This is a genomic window from Paenibacillus catalpae (assembly GCF_900112695.1).
Taxonomy (GTDB): domain Bacteria; phylum Bacillota; class Bacilli; order Paenibacillales; family Paenibacillaceae; genus Pristimantibacillus; species Pristimantibacillus catalpae.
In genome coordinates this window covers 160881-177318 of sequence record NZ_FOMT01000002.1, presented here as the reverse complement: position 1 = coordinate 177318, position 16438 = coordinate 160881, and the positions used below count along the sequence as shown (strand labels likewise).

At 51.1% G+C, this 16438-nt stretch carries 13 protein-coding genes and 1 pseudogene; 1 reads left to right on the top strand and 13 read right to left on the bottom strand.

The annotated features are described in order from the left end of the window. Nucleotides 1-22: 22 nt before the first annotated feature. Nucleotides 23-2431, bottom strand: coding sequence for a glycoside hydrolase family 2 TIM barrel-domain containing protein (locus BM200_RS08500; protein ID WP_091183937.1), 2409 nt, complete (start codon nucleotides 2429-2431; stop codon nucleotides 23-25). 124 nt (nucleotides 2432-2555) lie between these two features. Between BM200_RS08500 and BM200_RS08495 the strand changes: the two genes are divergently transcribed. Continuing rightward, nucleotides 2556-3404 carry an AraC family transcriptional regulator gene (locus BM200_RS08495; protein WP_175532795.1) on the top strand — a complete coding sequence of 283 codons (849 nt, stop codon included), beginning with the start codon at nucleotides 2556-2558 and terminating at the stop codon, nucleotides 3402-3404. On the opposite strand, the gene BM200_RS08490 is transcribed toward BM200_RS08495, so the two are convergent. The 12 genes and pseudogenes from BM200_RS08490 to BM200_RS08435 form a co-directional block, all read right to left on the bottom strand. Beyond that, nucleotides 3398-4090, bottom strand: a complete 693-nt coding sequence (locus BM200_RS08490) for a VOC family protein (protein ID WP_091183931.1) — start codon at nucleotides 4088-4090, stop codon at nucleotides 3398-3400. The two genes, BM200_RS08495 and BM200_RS08490, sit on opposite strands and share 7 nt — an antisense overlap. Nucleotides 4091-4327: 237 nt before the next feature. Beyond that, nucleotides 4328-4942 (bottom strand): hypothetical protein, encoded by a 615-nt coding sequence (locus BM200_RS08485; protein ID WP_139230766.1) that lies wholly within the window; start codon nucleotides 4940-4942, stop codon nucleotides 4328-4330. Between the two features lie 139 nt (nucleotides 4943-5081). Continuing rightward, a complete protein-coding gene (locus BM200_RS08480; RefSeq protein ID WP_091183927.1) occupies nucleotides 5082-7274 on the bottom strand; it encodes an alpha-galactosidase in 2193 nt (730 codons plus the stop codon). A 39-nt stretch (nucleotides 7275-7313) separates the two neighbouring features. After that, a complete protein-coding gene (locus tag BM200_RS08475) occupies nucleotides 7314-8336 on the bottom strand; it encodes a LacI family DNA-binding transcriptional regulator (RefSeq protein WP_091183923.1) in 1023 nt (340 codons plus the stop codon). Nucleotides 8337-8480: 144 nt separating this feature from the next. Continuing rightward, nucleotides 8481-9020 carry a hypothetical protein gene (locus BM200_RS08470; RefSeq protein WP_091183921.1) on the bottom strand — a complete coding sequence of 180 codons (540 nt, stop codon included), beginning with the start codon at nucleotides 9018-9020 and terminating at the stop codon, nucleotides 8481-8483. 353 nt (nucleotides 9021-9373) lie between these two features. Beyond that, nucleotides 9374-9607, bottom strand: a pseudogene (locus BM200_RS08465) (ATP-binding cassette domain-containing protein); the annotation flags it as partial. Between the two features lie 126 nt (nucleotides 9608-9733). Next, nucleotides 9734-10801, bottom strand: coding sequence for an ABC transporter substrate-binding protein (locus tag BM200_RS08460; RefSeq protein WP_091183918.1), 1068 nt, complete (start codon nucleotides 10799-10801; stop codon nucleotides 9734-9736). 34 nt (nucleotides 10802-10835) lie between these two features. Next, entirely contained in the window at nucleotides 10836-11162 is a 327-nt protein-coding gene (locus BM200_RS08455; protein ID WP_091183915.1) for a 4Fe-4S dicluster domain-containing protein, read from the bottom strand. After that, entirely contained in the window at nucleotides 11159-12775 is a 1617-nt protein-coding gene (locus BM200_RS08450; RefSeq protein ID WP_091183912.1) for an FAD-dependent oxidoreductase, read from the bottom strand. The genes BM200_RS08455 and BM200_RS08450 overlap by 4 nt, the downstream gene beginning before the upstream one ends. 98 nt (nucleotides 12776-12873) lie before the next feature. Then, nucleotides 12874-13767, bottom strand: a complete 894-nt coding sequence (locus tag BM200_RS08445) for an ABC transporter permease (RefSeq protein WP_091183910.1) — start codon at nucleotides 13765-13767, stop codon at nucleotides 12874-12876. Nucleotides 13768-13784: 17 nt separating this feature from the next. Then, nucleotides 13785-14582, bottom strand: a complete 798-nt coding sequence (locus tag BM200_RS08440) for an ABC transporter permease (RefSeq protein WP_091183907.1) — start codon at nucleotides 14580-14582, stop codon at nucleotides 13785-13787. 305 nt (nucleotides 14583-14887) lie between these two features. Continuing rightward, nucleotides 14888-16339: a DHA2 family efflux MFS transporter permease subunit gene (locus BM200_RS08435; protein WP_091183905.1), complete on the bottom strand. Its 1452-nt coding sequence runs from the start codon at nucleotides 16337-16339 to the stop codon at nucleotides 14888-14890. Nucleotides 16340-16438: the final 99 nt, after the last annotated feature.

Sequence of the window (16438 nt, the reverse complement as noted above, 5' to 3'; positions counted from 1 at the left end):
TAAAGTAGGTGATGATGCCTGCTTATGCGTTTACGGGTTCTGTAATTTCTATTGCTGTAATGGTTACCTTTGATGACTGGAGTCCATCTGCCGCTGCTGTTACCACAATCTCTCCTGCCTCTGTTGTTGTTCTAACATAGGCCAGAAGCTTGCCGCGATGGGCTTTGCGTACCCGTGAGCTGTATGGCTCCAGGTCTTGAATATCGCCATTCTCCATCCCGATAATTTCACCCGGGCCTTCAATGCTTACTGCGATCGGATGGTCCGCCAAATAGACGGGACGACCTTCTTCATCCGTGATCTGAATCTCGATATGAGCGATATCCTGGCCATCGGCCTGAAGCTCGGCAGCATCCGCGTTTGCCTGCAGCAATGCCGGTTCAGCGACTGTGCTAAGTATGCAAGCATGGGTCTCTCCGTCCTTGCCTTTCGCCACCGCTTCCAGCATGCCTTCTTCATAAGCAATCTCCCAGTTCAGGTACAGCTGCGGAGCATCCGCCAGCTTCTTCACGCCAAGCGACCGCCCGTTCAGGAACAATTCCACTTCTTCGCAGTTCGTATGGCAGCTGACCTTGAGCAGCTCGCCCGCTTCCCAGTTCCAATGAGGAGCGCCGCCCGTCCATCTTCTTGAGCCCTTATCAGATTGCTCAGCCTTCATCGCAGCCAGGAAGACAACCGGCTTGTCGCTCCACAAGCTTTGGCGGTAATAATAGCTTGTTTTCTTAAAGCCCGCCGTGTCCAGGAATCCGGCTCCGGCTACCCGTACCGGCCAGCCCTTGGCCTCGCCCAAATAATCGATGCCGGTCCAGATGTATTGGCCGCTGATCGCGTCGTTATCTCTGACAGCCAGCCATGCTTCAAGGCTGGAGCTGTTTTCGCTGCCGTAGGTGACCCGGTCCGGGAATTTCCGGAGATCTCCCTCATACAGATGCTCCTTGTAGTTGTAGCCGACAATGTCGAGAGCCTCTGCATATCCCGTCAGGTTGGACAGCTCCGGAAAAGCAAGCGCTGCCGTAACCGGCCGTGTCGTATCACATTCCTTGACCGCTTTCGCAAGCCGTCTGGCAATCGTCGCCAGCCGGTCTGCATTAGGCTTGTTCGGATCGTACTGACGCTCCGCAGCCGGTTTGTTCGCATCATTATTGCCGGTCATCGTCTCGAAATAAGGATGGCAATACGGGTCATTCGGATAGTCGACTTCATTGCCGACACTCCACATAATGATCGACGGATGGTTCCGGTCGCGCAGTACCATTTCCTTCAGGTCAATCTCGCCCCATTGCGGAAAATCCTCATAATAGCCAAAATGCTTCGGCGGATACACGTTATGGCCCGTCGACCATTTATTCTTGACGCCTTCCCATTCATCAAACGCTTCATCGATAACAAGGAAGCCCATCTGGTCGCATAGATCAAGCAGATTGGAAGCCGGCGGATTGTGGCTCATGCGGATTGCGTTGCAGCCCATTTCCTTCAGCGCTTCCAGCCGGCGGACCCATACTTTTGCCGGGACAGCGGCACCTAAGCCGCCTGCATCGTGGTGGACGCATACGCCCTTCATTTTCATATTCACGCCATTTAAGAAGAAGCCGTTAGCCGGATCAAATTCGAACCAGCGGATACCGGCCGGCGTCTCGACATGATCGATCAGCTCGCCGTCTCGGCTTACTTCCGTTCTGACCGTATAAAGATACGGGCTGTCCGGCGACCACAGCTTCGGATTCGCTACGATAATCGTCTGTTCCGTCTCTTTTGCGGAATCGCCCGGTACCGTCATGCTGCTGTTCACGGCTTGTACGACTTGCCCCGACTGATCGAGGAGGACATTCCGAATTTGGACCGACTCCTCCTTGGCCGTACCATTCGATATTTTTACGTTTACAGCAACCGTAGCCTGCTCTTCCGATACCGCGGGTGTTGTAACGAACACTCCGTACGTATCGATATGAACCTGATCCGTAACCGTCACGTATACATCCCTGTAAATACCGGAGCCGGTAAACCATCTGGAATCCGCGATATCCTTATGGTCAACCTTCACCGAAATCACATTCCCCTGGTCTCCAAAAGAAACAAAATCCGTTATATCATAAGTAAAAGAGCTGTAGCCATAAGGCCGTTTGCCGATATAATAGCTGTTGCACCAAACCTGCGAGTTATTGTAAACGCCTTCAAAAGTAATGTAGACGCGTTTGCCTTGGAGCGCGGGAGGGAGGGTTATTGCTTTTCTATACCAGCCGATGCCGCCGGGCAAATAGCCCGTTCCGCTGGAATGCTCCTCCGAGAAGGGCTCTTCGACTGACCAGTCATGAGGAATCGTAACCTGACGCCAGTCCGAATCGTCTAACCCTTTATACCAGGCACGCGGCTCTTCGCCTCTGTGAAACTTCCAGTCCAGATTAATCGTTTGAATGATACGCCCCTTGTCCATCCGCTTTCCCCTTTCGCATTCCCTTTAGTTGCGATTCACCTAGATTATAGAGCTATAATAGGGAATATAGAATGAATCAAATTGCTGTAAACATACACAAAATTGTTGCGGGAGCGTGAGTCTCTTGATCAGTATTTCCGGCGATGCGCATAGCTGGCATGAATTTGGCATTGAGAATAAAGAACAATTTCTTGCCGTTAATTGGTGCGGCTATCAGAAGCTGCTGACGAAAAGCTTATCTCGCAGCCGCGATCAAGGCAGAGTGGATTACCAGCTGATCTATATTACCCAGGGAAAAGGAACGTTTCGATTTGGCCATGAGACGATCGAGGTTGCAAGCGGCAACCTGGTCATCTATATACCTGGTCAGCCACAATATTACAGCTACAAAGCGGAGGATGGAACGGAGGCTTATTGGATTCATTTTACCGGTTATGGCGCCCATGATTACTTGCAGCAATTTGGTCTCCTGAATCAGTCTGTCCATACGGTTGGGATCATGGATGAAGTAATCGGGCTATTCAAGAAAATCGTACAGGAACTAAACAGCCATATGCCGCTTGGTCTGCATCTAACAACCGCTTATTTGTACGAGATGCTCACCTTGCTCGGAAGAAGGCTGCAAACGACCGATGAACCCGGTACGCAAGGCCGGCATCCCGACATTAATCAAATGATTGCTTTCATTCACGAGAAATATAGCCGGAACTTAAGCATCTCTGATCTGGCCGGAGAATGCAGCCTAAGCGTATTCCGGTTTATTCATAAGTTTAAGGAAGTTACCGGCATGACGCCGATGAAATATATTACCGAGATCCGAATGAATGAAGCAAAAAAACTGCTCTCCGAGTCCTCCCTTCATGTGAAGGAGGTCGCAGCCGTTGTCGGCTACGATAATCCGCTCTACTTCAGCCGGATCTTCCGCAGTACGGTTGGTATTCCCCCAAGCGAGTACAAGAAGAAGTTTCAATGAGGGCTAAGGGATACGGGAGAGCTGGAGGTCGTGATCTCATAGGGATAGCCGGGTATAACAACTTTCCGATCGGATGGCCCGGCTATCGTGATCGAGAACGGAGCAATCTCCGCTTCTTCCTGCGTTGGATACCATGTACGGTCTACCGTGGCCACAATAAACAGGCCATGCTCGTCGCCTACGGGCTGGAAGGTTGTCCCGTTGCCGCGCCAAGGCGCAAGGTCCAGTTCATTCGAGCAATATTGAACAATGTCCGCGACAGCTTCTACCGGCATGCCAAGCTCACTGATGCCTGTTAGATCCTGAATCGAGAATGGTCCAGCCGATTGGCTGACAAGGTTATGCCGTGCAATAAATTCAACAATATTGCCTCCGGCATCATAGAAGTAACAGGCATGGGCATTCCAGTCCTCAAAATGAAAAACCTCATCCTCCCCTTCGCTCAGCAGCGGGGTCCGTTCCTTCACATAGTTAATCGCTGACTCCCACTTGTTCTCCTCGATATTAAAGGCAAAATGATAGATATTTCTTTCATTAGCCTGCTTAAACGTTAACCGAGTATACCCGGCTTGGACAGTGAAGGAATCCGCTGTTTCCCCGATCATTTGCATGCCCAGCACCCGGGTATAGAAGTTCTTTTGCTCCGTCAAAACTTGCGTGTAGAGCTCTAAGCGTTGGATGATCATATGGCACTCTCCTTATTTGCAATATCCTGCACATTATGCAGGATAATCGGGTGAAAATAAGTTGCACCTGCTGCTGCGTTGTATTTTTTACAGTATAATCGGTTGCATTCCGCTCATTCCGGCTGATTGGCGGCAATTATGCTGCATTTTGTGCAATGTAGCTCTATCACCCTAGCTAATTCGGGTAATTATGCTGTATTTCGTGCAACGTAGTCAGCATAAAGGCTCTGGTCCCCTCTACACCCGCTCATATTTCACCAGGTTAAATCCTTCAAACCTCAGGTTTAATCCCCCGCTGAGACCTTCAAGCTGCTCCACAGGAATAAAAACCTCCCGGCTGCCGTTCCCGTCATTAATCGGAAGTACGCTGCCATCGTCGGTGTAATAGTCCGGCATAAACATGACATTCCCATAAGAATTATCCTCATTAAATATCGTGTCCGTCACAAAGCTGCCCTTGCTGTACAGATATGTAGGATCAAACTTTAAGATGATATAGACATTGTCAGAGTTCTTGGGCGGATTGTACCAGGCCACCGTCTCCAGATAGATTCTCGTATGATTGCTAGCGTAGATCAATTGATGAGGCTGGAATACCTCCCCTTGCTTCCTCGGAATATAAGCTGGATCGATCCGGAAATCCAGCTTCACGGAGTGCTGCTGGCTTGTAATGCGGTAACCGTTCTGCGTGAAAATCCGGTCTTCAATCACCGATTGGGAATAACGCTTCTGGAGCACCGCATGAAAAGTAAACAGCAGAGGAGTCAGCATGAAAGCGATCAGCAGTGCTGTCAGGCTTTTGGTTGGCATCGTCCGGCCAAACGAATAGCTGCGCAGGTTCACCTTCATCATATCCTCCTTTAATTCCCAATTATCTTTCTTTTATTATACTCGTTCCCCGCCCTATACATATGCTCGCCAGTTTAATTTATACAACTCTTTATAGTAAAAAAAAGATCCTGAAAGGATATCCCTTCAGGATCTTCTAGCTTTATTTTACCGCTGTGAAACGGTACACCTTGCTCGAGTAATCGCCATGGAACCTTGGTGTCTGCAGGCCGGCATTGAGCAGCTCGTCGCCGCCGTACGCACCCTCTTCGCCGTCCAGTACATAATCACGGTTCGGGTCAAGGCCTTTCAGGCGGAAGCGATCCAGCTTGGCATTTGGCTCTTGGAGGACCGATACATACACAACAAATGCTTCGCTCTTATCCTTCGATACGAACATCCAAGCCGTATCATTACCTTCGAACGGACTGAGCAAACGGTAGAAGTCGCCGAATTGCACCAGATGGCGCACTTCTTTGTACAGGGCAACCTGTTTTTTCACAGCTTCCTTCTCTTCATCCGTGAAGACAGTCAAGTCCAGCTCGTAGCCAAAGTTACCCGACAAAGCCACATTGCCCCTGGTCTCCAGGGATGCCTTACGGCCTACCTGATGGTTCGGAATCGCCGATACATGGGCACCCATTGTGCTGATCGGATAAACGATGCTGGTGCCGTATTGGATTTTCAGACGGGATACCGCATCGGTATTATCGCTGGTCCAGGTTTGCGGCATGTAGTACAGCATACCCGGATCAAACCGTCCGCCGCCGCCCGAGCAGCTCTCGAACAGGATGTGCGGGAACGACGAAGTGATGGTCTCCAATACTTCATACAGCCCAAGCATATAGCGGTGAGCCGTTTCGCGCTGGCGGTCTGCCGGCAGAAGGGCGGAACCGATCTCCGTCATGTTGCGGTTCATGTCCCATTTGACATACGTAATTGGCGCGCTGGACAGAATATCAGACACCGTCTTCACGATGTAATCTCTAACGTCCTGGCGGGAGAAGTCGAGAATAAGCTGATTGCGGCCTTGCGATCTGCGGCGGCCTTCAACATGCAGACACCAGTCCGGATGCGCCTTGTACAGCTCGCTCTCCGGCGAGACCATCTCCGGCTCGAACCACAGGCCAAACTGCATATCCAGACGTTTCACCCGGGCAACCAGATCCTCCAGTCCGTTCGGAAGCTTGTTGCGGTCAACGAACCAGTCGCCAAGCGAGGTTGTATCGGCATTCCGTTTGCCAAACCAGCCGTCATCGAGGACAAACATTTCGATGCCGAGCTCTTTGCCGGCCGTTGCGATCGCTTCGATTTTGTCGGCGTTGAAGTTGAAGTACGTTGCTTCCCAGTTATTTACGAGAATCGGACGTGCCTTATCCCGGAACTCGCCGCGCGTCAGCCTTGTACGGTACAGCTCATGATACGTGCGGGACATGCCGCCAAGACCTTCGGAAGAGAAGACCATAACCGCTTCCGGCGTTTGGAATTGCTGTCCGGCTTCCAGCTTCCAGTTGAAATCAAACGGATTAATCCCGATAAAGAGGCGCGACGAGTGGAACTGATCCACTTCAACGCCTGCAATAAAGCTGCCGCTGTAGACCAGGTTCACGCCATACACATCGCCATGATCCTCCGTTGCCCCTTCGCTCAGCAAAGCGAGGAACGGGTTTTGCATATGGCTGGAGGAACCGCGGCGGCTCTCTACCGATTGCATGCCAGGCTCAAGCTTCCGCTTATGCACATAACGCTCGCGTGCCCACGCGCCGGACAATTGCAGCATTTCGAAGCGGTCGTGGATAAAATCAACGCTCATGCTAAGCGCGCGCTGCAGATCCAGCGTCATCTCGCCGTTATTGATAAACTTCACGGAACGCGTAATCGCGTCATGATCCTCGAATACGGTATAGGATAATACAGCAGTAAGTCCGGTCATATCATCCTTAAGCGTCAGCTCAAGCGTCTCTGCTTCCGAGTCCGACTCGACATAAACAGCCGGCAGGCCTTCGAGCTTCTTTTTCCCGCTGTAGATCGCGTGGGAATCATACGTCAGCTCACAAATCGTCGAGCCGTTAGGCAGCTTCACCTGGTAAGCCGGCGAACGGAAATCGGAAGCGCCGTACGAAGGGAATTCCTGCGGCAGCGCGTCCAGCGACAGATTAAGCTGGCCTTGATCAGGGTTCGGGCTAAACGATGCTCTTTCCTGAATTTGAAGAAGACGGTCGAGCTGCAAGCCTCTTACCTTCTTGCCCCAATAGATGTGTGCGGGATAACCTTGCTTCAGAATTTGGAAGGCATAGCTTGTATTCTTCGACTGCAGATGAAATAAACGCAATTCCTGATCATAAAAAATAGCCATTGTCATGTTCCTCCTCAAAGGGGATAAAAGTGGTATTTGCTATTTGCTGCTTCCGCTGCTCTCCCGGACGACCAGCTTGGTGTTAATCGTAATATGCGATGTAATTTCTCTTCCCTCTACGCGTTCGAGCAGCAGCTGCACCGCCGTGCGGCCCATCAATTCGGTATGGACACGTACCGTCGTAAGCGGCGGCGTGAGAAAAGCCGATACTTCGATATCGTCGAAGCCGATAATCGCCATATCCTCCGGAACCCTTAAGCCCCGTTCATGAAGCGCGCGAAGCGCTCCAACCGCCATCGGATCGCTGGCAATAAAACAAGCCGAAGGCCGGTGTCCGTCATCCAGCATCCGAAGCATCGTCTCATAACCGCCATTCGAAGACCAATCCGCCAGATACATCAGCTCCGGGTTGTAATTCCCCCGCTTCTTCTGCAGCTCGGCAAATATTCTCGTCCGCGGATCCTCATACTGCCCTTCTTCCCGCTGCAGGCCCGAATCCGAGCTGCCTCCGATAAAACCAATCTCCGTATGCCCAAGTTCATGCAAATGACGAAGCACTTCCTTCATCGCCTGCGCGAAGTTAAGCTGAACGGAATCGCAGTCATCGGGCGTCAGATCGTGGTTGACGAAGATCACTCTTTCGCGGTGAGGGTAGAGCCGGTAAATCTCCTGGTCGTCAACGGATCCAACGACAATAAGCCCATCCAGCTCGGTAAGCGGCGTCTGCTCTGTCTTGAGCACGCCACGAATGACCTTATCAATCGCAATGCCAAGCTCCTCACACCTGGTCTCAATCCCGCGCCGGATCGCGCCGAAGTACGGATCGCTGTGCTCATCTTCAAGCGTTGACCACATGACCAGTCCAATCTTTAACGTCGAAAGCAGTTGATCCTGTTTCATTCGCTTGAGGCGTGCCGGCTTATATTGCAGCTGTTCGGCAATACTAAAGATGCGGCTGCGCGTCTCTTCACTGACGCTCAGCGATAAATCATTATTCAGCACCCGGGATACCGTCGCAGGCGAGACGCCCGCTTCGCTCGCAATTTGTTTAATCGTAGCCATATATGCCTCATTCACTAAAAATTTAGTTAATAAATTTACTAAACTACAATAAATATTGTAGCAAATAGCTGCGTAACAAACAAGAGCGAAGCTTGCGGCGGCCTTGGTGGCTGGCGCAAGCTTCGCTCTGTTTTTGATACAGGATTAGTATTGGTCCCGGTCTTTATACTGTTGCTCAAGGGCGAGGGCACTATCGTAATCGGTGGCGGGGGCCATGATTTGAATGTATTTTCCAGAACCTAGATCAGCTTCTACCCGTTCATAGAGTTGCAGCTTTACATTTTCGAATTTACCCGTTTTCCAAATGGAACTTAACTGGACAATATCCAACTTTTTGACAGCGCCTGATGGTTTAAATGCATAAACGAAATAAGCTAAATTGCCCCATCCGCCAAGTGTATCTTTCTGGAATATGATTGGTGCCATCCTTGATTTCGTCACATCATACTTGGCGATTTCAATATGCCCTGTGAATCTTTCATCATGGAACAGCCTGCGGTGCAAGGTTCCCTTGATTGTTATCGTTGTTTTGTCCACCGACGACGGGTGGCCCGGCCTGAACTCCACTGCCGGATAAGTGAGTTTAATCTTCTTGGGGAAGTCATACTTCCATACAATCAGCCCTGCAACAGCGAGTAGAAGGAATAGGACAATTCCGGTTATTTTCAATCCTCTGTTCATCATTAGTGTTATGCTCCTCCCTACTCTCAGAAATTACCATATAGAATAGAACGAGCGCAATAATGAAATAGGTTCAAAAAAAGAGCAGGGCTGTGGGGGATCACTTACTCCGAAGCCTTGCACATTGGATTTACTCCAGTAAAAGCTGACAATATGAAGCGGAGGCTTACCTACGTTGGATTTCCTCCATTAAAAAACCGCAGAGTTGAGCCTTTAGCGCTGAATTGAGCTGGTTATCCTACATGAAATCCAACGTAGCAGAAGTTCCCGAGCGAAGACGGAGTTTATACTACATAAAATCCAACGTAGCCCCGTTCGCCTTCCGTTCACGACAAACTTTTGCACCCGTTTAACGTTCAACAGGCACCGTCTTCCAGATAAAGAACACGGTCGCATAGCGGCAGCAGCCGTTCATCGTGGATGACCATGATAGCGGCTTTCCCTTGCTCCTTAACTTCGCCGGCAATCATGCGCACGACATCCATTCCGCGGCTAGCATCGAGACTTGCAGTCGGTTCGTCCGCAAGCATCACGGTCGGATCATTCATGAGCGCTCTGGCGATAGCGACTCGCTGGCGTCCTCCGCCGGACGGCTTCTGCCTCTAATACTCGGATCATCCTGTACTTTTTCGCTAATCGCATAAACACAAACAAAGCCCGGGGTATCTGTCGATTCCCCAGGCCTTCAGGCGCCTACTTTTTATTAAAGCAACACCTTACTTCACTTCCCAATCTTCAATCTTGTAATCCTTCTTCGCCAGCCCTTCCTCAACCAGGAAATCCTTCGTGCCGGTAATCCGCGTAATACCGTCAGCCGGGAAAGGCTCTTCCGTGATATAGCTGATCGGGCTTATTTTCTTCGCGAGTTCAACGGTTGTTTTGTTCAGGTCGGCTATAAACTGATAGTACTCTTCCTCATGCTGCTTCAAATCTTCAATAGCCTTCAGACGCGCTTCATTCCATGCTTTCGGAAAATCCGGAAATTTCTCCAGATAGCTCTCCGATACGACCGTTACGCTTGTTCCATGCAGTTCAGGATGCTTCGAGGAATCGTCGATTAACGTATAGCCTTGAGCTAACTGCTTCTCCGCGTTAAATCCGGAGTTTGTCATCGCGTCCACATCACCTCTAGCAAGTGCAGCCTGACCGTCCGGTGCAAGCATATGGACCAGCTTGTAATCCTTTACGCCAGCCTGCTTCAGCAAGCCAACGACATAACGATGCATGTAGGAGCCTTTTTGAATCGCAATCGTCTTGCCCTTCAGCTCCTCAACCGTCTTTGGACCGTCAGGACCCGAGATCAGATAACCAACATTCGTTATGTTCGTTTGATTAATCAATCTGGTCTTTGCGCCGGAACCGTGAGCGATAATCGCCGGTGTATCACCCAAGCCGCCAAAATCTAGCCTGCCGCTGATCAGCGACTCCGTCTGGTCCGGACCGTTCGGAAAGCCTGTCAGCTTCACTTCTTCGATGCCGTATTTTTTCAATTCCTCTTGAATAATGCCTTTATAAAAGCCCCAGCCTTCCGCTCCGCCGGGAAGATTCTTATCATTGCTTCCGATATAACCATAGTTCAAGACAGACGGCACTTTGCTTTCCGTATCGGCTGCAGCTGTTGTCGTCTCGGTCCCTGTTGAAGCACCCGCATTCTTGTCCTTCGAGTTCGAGTTCGAACTGCCATTCGCCCCGCAAGCCTGCAGCCATGCCGTTGCCATAATCAGCACTGCGATTAGGGCCAGTCTGACCGGCCCGCGTAAGCTTCTTTCTTTGTCTCTGCTCATAAAACAGCCCCCTCTCAGTGGTTACGTATGATCATTAAAAGCTTGCGAACTTTGATATCCGGTACATGTAGTCATGCGAAGCGACTGGCGTTCTGCCTTTGCCCCAGCCGACCTTTTCCCGGTATCCGCCGAGCAGGTGCTCCGCTTCTTGTTCCGAAATGCCGATGACCTTTTCCGAATCCGGTGCGACATATAACGCATCAACCGGGCAATAAAGCTCGCACATGAAGCAGGTCTGGCATTCATCCTGCCTCGCGATGACAGGAATCCCGTCATCGCCGCGGTCGAACACATTTGTCGGGCATACCGATACGCACTGATTGCAGGAAACGCACCGGGATTCGCTAACGACCTCAATCATGGTAAGATAACCTCCTTCTTCTCCGGAGCTTCTTGAACCGCTTCCGGCTTTACCCATACCTGATCAAGTCCACCGCTGATCAGCCGGTAATGCTGGCCTGCGTCGAGCGTTGGAAAATCTTCGCGCTTATGCATGCCGCGCGTCTCCGTCCGGGCAAGCGCGGAATTATACATCCATCTTGCCGTAGCGGTCATCGCCGCTGCCTCGCGTGCTTTTACACCGTTTGCCGAACGCTCCACCACTTGATTTCGCTGGTCCTTCCACAGCCCGTCAAGCCGCTGCAGCGAATTCTTCAGTCCTTGCTCTGTACGGAACAGATTGCGGTCATAAGGCGCAACCTCCTCCTGAACCGCTTGGACAATCTCCTCCGTTCTGGATGGAGATGCTGAAGCAGTACTTGAAATAACGGAGGTAGAAACACTTTGCAGCTGCCGGTCAGCCGCATGGCCGCCAAGCTTCTTCACATATGCGGCAGCACCCTCTCCGGCGAATGATCCGGAGGACATCGCCCATGCCGCATTATGGCTGCCGCCGCCGGTAAAGCCGCCGCAGATCAACTCGCGTGTTGCAGCATCTCCAGCGGCATACAAGCCGGGAACCGAAGTAGCGCAGGACTCGTCGGTAATGCGGATACCGCCTGTTCCGCGGACAGTACCTTCCAGTCTCAATGTTACCGGGAACAAATCCGTAAACGGATCAATTCCGCGTCGGTCAAACGGCAGGAAGAAATTCGTCTGATTTACCCGAAGCAGCGGTTTGATCTCTTCCGGAGCAAGATCCAGCTTCGCATACACTTGGCGGCCTTCCAGCAGCTTGCGGGCAATAACGGAACGCCCGCGCTTCGAGCCCGCTCCCTCCACCGGCGTACCGTCCTCATAATAAAAAGAAGCGTAGGAGTAATAAGCTGTCTTCGTAACCGAGGAGAACGTCGGGCAGATCGCATAGGCGTTCGAAAACTCCATTCCCGAAAGCTGGGCGCCCGTCTCAGCGGCTAACAAATACCCGTCACCGGTCAGGACGTTACAGCCAAGCGCCTTGCTAAGAAAAGCACATCCGCCGGTTGCGATCACAACAGCACCTGCATGAACGGTCCAGGCATCACCAGTTTGCGTCTGCACGCCGGATGCGCCGCCAACCCCGTGTTCATCAACAAGCAGCTCTAGGGCCGGGCTGTGATCCAGTATTTTCACGCCAGCTTTCTTCACAAGCTTCCTCATCAACCGCATATATTCAGGTCCTTGCAGCCCACGCTTATGCAGATTGCCGTCGTCATCCATCGGGAAAGGATATCCCGCATGACCCAGCCGGTTCATATTCTCGTACGTCCGGTCGAGCACGCGGTCCATCCAGCGGTGCTCGGCAAGCCGGCCGCCCATTTCGTAACGGCTGGCCTTCGCCTCCTCCCGCAGCTGCTGATCCGGCTTCACATACCAGACGCCGGTGCCCGAAGGTGCCGTTGCTCCGCTTGAGCCGCAATACCCTTTGTCGGCCAGAATAACTTTTGCCCCTTGTGAAGCTGCTGTAATAGCCGCCCATGTCCCGGCAGGTCCGCCTCCGATAACCAGTACATCCGCTTGCAATTGAATAGTACCGCTTGACAATAAAATCGACATTTCCTTATCCCCCTCATGAACTAATTAATTGAATATTTAGACTATTATTGCGTTAGAAAGCTTAACCAGCGCGAACAGCCTTGAATGCCAGTAAAACACTAACCCTTATAGCCGTCACGCCAGTTCAGCCAGCGAATCTCAAGACCTTTCATTAACGAATCAATCAGCTTGCCAATAATAGCAAAGATAATAATGCCAACGAATATAACGGAAGTCTCCGAGTTCTGCTTTGCCTCATTAATGAGGAAGCCGATCCCTGACCGGGAGCCGATTAGCTCCGCTACGACAAGTCCGATCCATGACACGGCAAGCGAGATGCGCACACCGATCAGAATATCGGGAAGCGAGGCCGGGAGAATCAGTCTGGTCATTCGTCTGAGCGGACTAAAGCCCAATATTCGTGACACTTCAAACAGCTTATTGTCCACATTCCGGATGCCAAGAAACGTATTGATGTACAGCGGGAAGAACGAGCCTGTTACGATAATGGCGATTTTGGAGGTTTCTCCGAAACCGAACCACAGGATAATGAGCGGGGCAATGGCAAGATGCGGGACAAGCCGCAATAACTGAATGCTGGGATCAAGCAGATACTGGGCTTTCCGGAAGAGCCCTGTCAGCAACCCGAGCAGCAGCCCTGCAGCTCCTCCGATGAGGAAGCCAAGACCGGCGCGGCCCATGCTGACGAATAGATGGTGAAGAAGATTTTCCGATGTCGCAAGCGCCCAGAATGCTTTCAGAATAGAACCCGGCGACGGCATGAACATGGGAGAGATGTATCCGGCCGATGCGGCAATCTGCCACAGAATAAGGAGAACGGCAGGGATGGCTGCCCCTATCACAATGTCCTTAAATATAGTCGCTGCCAGCTTGGATGGCTGCCATCTGCGCCTTGCCTTACCACCGGCTTTCCTCCCTCCGGTCAGCCCCGCTTCAAGCTTGGCTTCCGGTGCTGCTTGTGGAGGAACGATAGCTTCGAGTGAATTGCTCATTTTTCCCAACCTCCTGTCTATCCGTTATAGCGGTCCTTCCATCGGAGCAGCCGGCGCTCGATTACTGCGAGCAGCGTGTCGGTGAACAACCCCAGTATGGCGAATATAAAGATGCCCACAAAGACGACCGGCGTATCGGCAAACTGCCTGGCATCCGACATCATATAACCGATCCCCGAGGTCGAAGCAATCAGCTCCGCAACAACCAGACCAAGCCAGGACAATCCAATCGACAAGCGTGCGCCCAGAATAATATTAGGGAGCGCTGCAGGCAATATGAGCCTTGTCACTTGCTTAAAGCGGCTGAAACCAAGCACTCTTGCCACTTCAAACAGCTTATTGTCCACATTGCGGATCCCGAGAAACGTATTGATATACAGCGGGAAAAAGGCACTTTTGGCGATTAGCAGCACTTTGGATTCCTCTCCGATCCCGAACCATAAAATAAACAGCGGCACTACAGCAAGACTTGGGATCATCCGGATCATTTGGATAGCAGGATCCAGCAGCTTCTCCGTCCGGCGGAATAATCCGACAGCTATGCCAAACACTAATCCGAGCGAACCGCCAAGCGCAAAGCCGAACAATGCTCTCGTCACGCTTACGCGAATATTCGTCCATAAGTCTCCGGAAGCAGCCAGGGAAATTGCCGATTCCACAATCGTATATGGTGTCGGGAACAGCAATTCCGAGATGTAACCGTAATGCCCCAATACCTGCCATAAGACCAGTAAGGTTACCGGAAAGACAAGGGCTAGCCCCGTAAGCGCCAGCTTGCTTGGCGTTTTGCCTGCTGTTGCAGCTTGACTGCTCATCATTCATCACCGCTTTCACCGAATCATCGTGCAGGACAAGTAACAAACAAAAAGGAGGCATCCTCAAATGATGTGAGAATGCCTCCGTTAGAACGGTGGACCGTTTTATTAATCTTGTTAATTCCTATTGATTAACTGTGATATAAGATTAGCATGGAGAATTTTGACTGTCAATACATGACTGTAAATTCCGTACCTCAGACGTAAAAGGTGTGCGGTACTTAGGAGGGACAGCCTACTTTTCACTAAAAAAAGCACCATGGCCTTATAAAGGCCATGATGCTTCCATCCTATCGTTCTTTTATTTACGCAGCAGCCGTAACGTTCTTCGCACGCTTTGATTGCTTGCGGATCACCAGTGTAAACGGAATCGCGATAACGGCAATATAGGTCGCGATCGTAAAGACATCGTTCACGCTAAGCGTAAAGGCAAACAGCGGAATAACCGCAGCATTTTCCGCGCCGGATTGCGTCAGATCGGCAACATGCGTAATCGTGTGCGAGGCCAGCAGCGAAGTAAACAAGGCAATGGCGAATGAGCCGCCTACGTTGCGGACCCAGTTCGTTACCGAGGAGGCATGCCCTACCATCTGCGGCTGAATCTCCTCCATGCCGGCAGTGCTTGTCGCAGCAGCTGCAAACGATACGCCCAGGTTACGGACAGCCATCCAGAAGATCACATAGAAGTGCGAGCTGTCCGTGTGCAGATGGGTCATCTCATAGCTTCCGATTATGATAAGGACAAGTCCGCCGATTGTCATCCATTTGGCGCCAACCATCGGATACAGCTTACCTGCGAGCGGCATGGCAAGCGCCATAACCAGCGATGAAGGAAGCAGGATTAGTCCCGTTTCCATCGGTGTAATCTGCTGTACATTTTGCAGGAATAACGGTACAAGCAAGGTACCCGAGTAGAGGCTAATTGTAATGATCGTGTTGGCCACTAACGTAATCGAGAACCGGTAATTGCCGAATACTCGCAGGTTAAGCAAAGGATTTTCCGTTCGAAGCTCATGCCAGATGAAGACAATCAGCATAAGAGCACCCAATCCGAACAAGCCCAGCACTTTGGCGGAATCCCAGCCCCACTGCCGCCCTTCACTCAAGGCCAGCAGCAGCGATACGCTGCTGAGCACAACGGTCGTGAGACCAAGCTTATCCAATAGTTTGACCGCGCCGATTCGTACATCCGGAATCATCGCAATAATAAACAAGATCGCCACAATACCGATTGGCACGTTCATAAAGAAAATCCAGCGCCAGTTGAACTGCTGAATCAGCCAGCCGCTGAGTGTTGGCCCGAATGCCGGTGCCAGCATGCCGGACAAGCCCCAGATACTAACGGCAAACGGTTGTCTTTCTTTTGGAATGATTTGAAAAATAATCGTCATTGTCGCAGGCATTACAAGCCCCGTAAAGATGCCTTGAATAATCCGGAAGGCAATGAGCGATCCGGCATTCCAGGCGAAGCCGCACAATAAGGAGAAAATGACGAAGCCGATCATGGCATAAAGATACACATTTTTATACCCGAATTTATCCCCCAGATAGCCCGACAACGGTGCTATCGTACCGAGGGAAAGCATAAAGCCGGTTAGTGTCCACTGCACCGTGCTCAAATCCGAATGGAAGTCCTGCATAAAAATCGTAAGCGCGACATTAATCGTACTTATCCCGAGAATACTCAGGAACGCGCCAAAAAATATAGCAATCATAATCGGCCAGAATCGGATATCCTGGTTAGATGATGTACTCATTAGTTCCTCTACTCCTGTCTATATTGGCCAATGGGCCGTTTGTAGAAATGATCATACTGCAAAACCTATCCAAAGTAAACTCATTTACATAAAATTAGT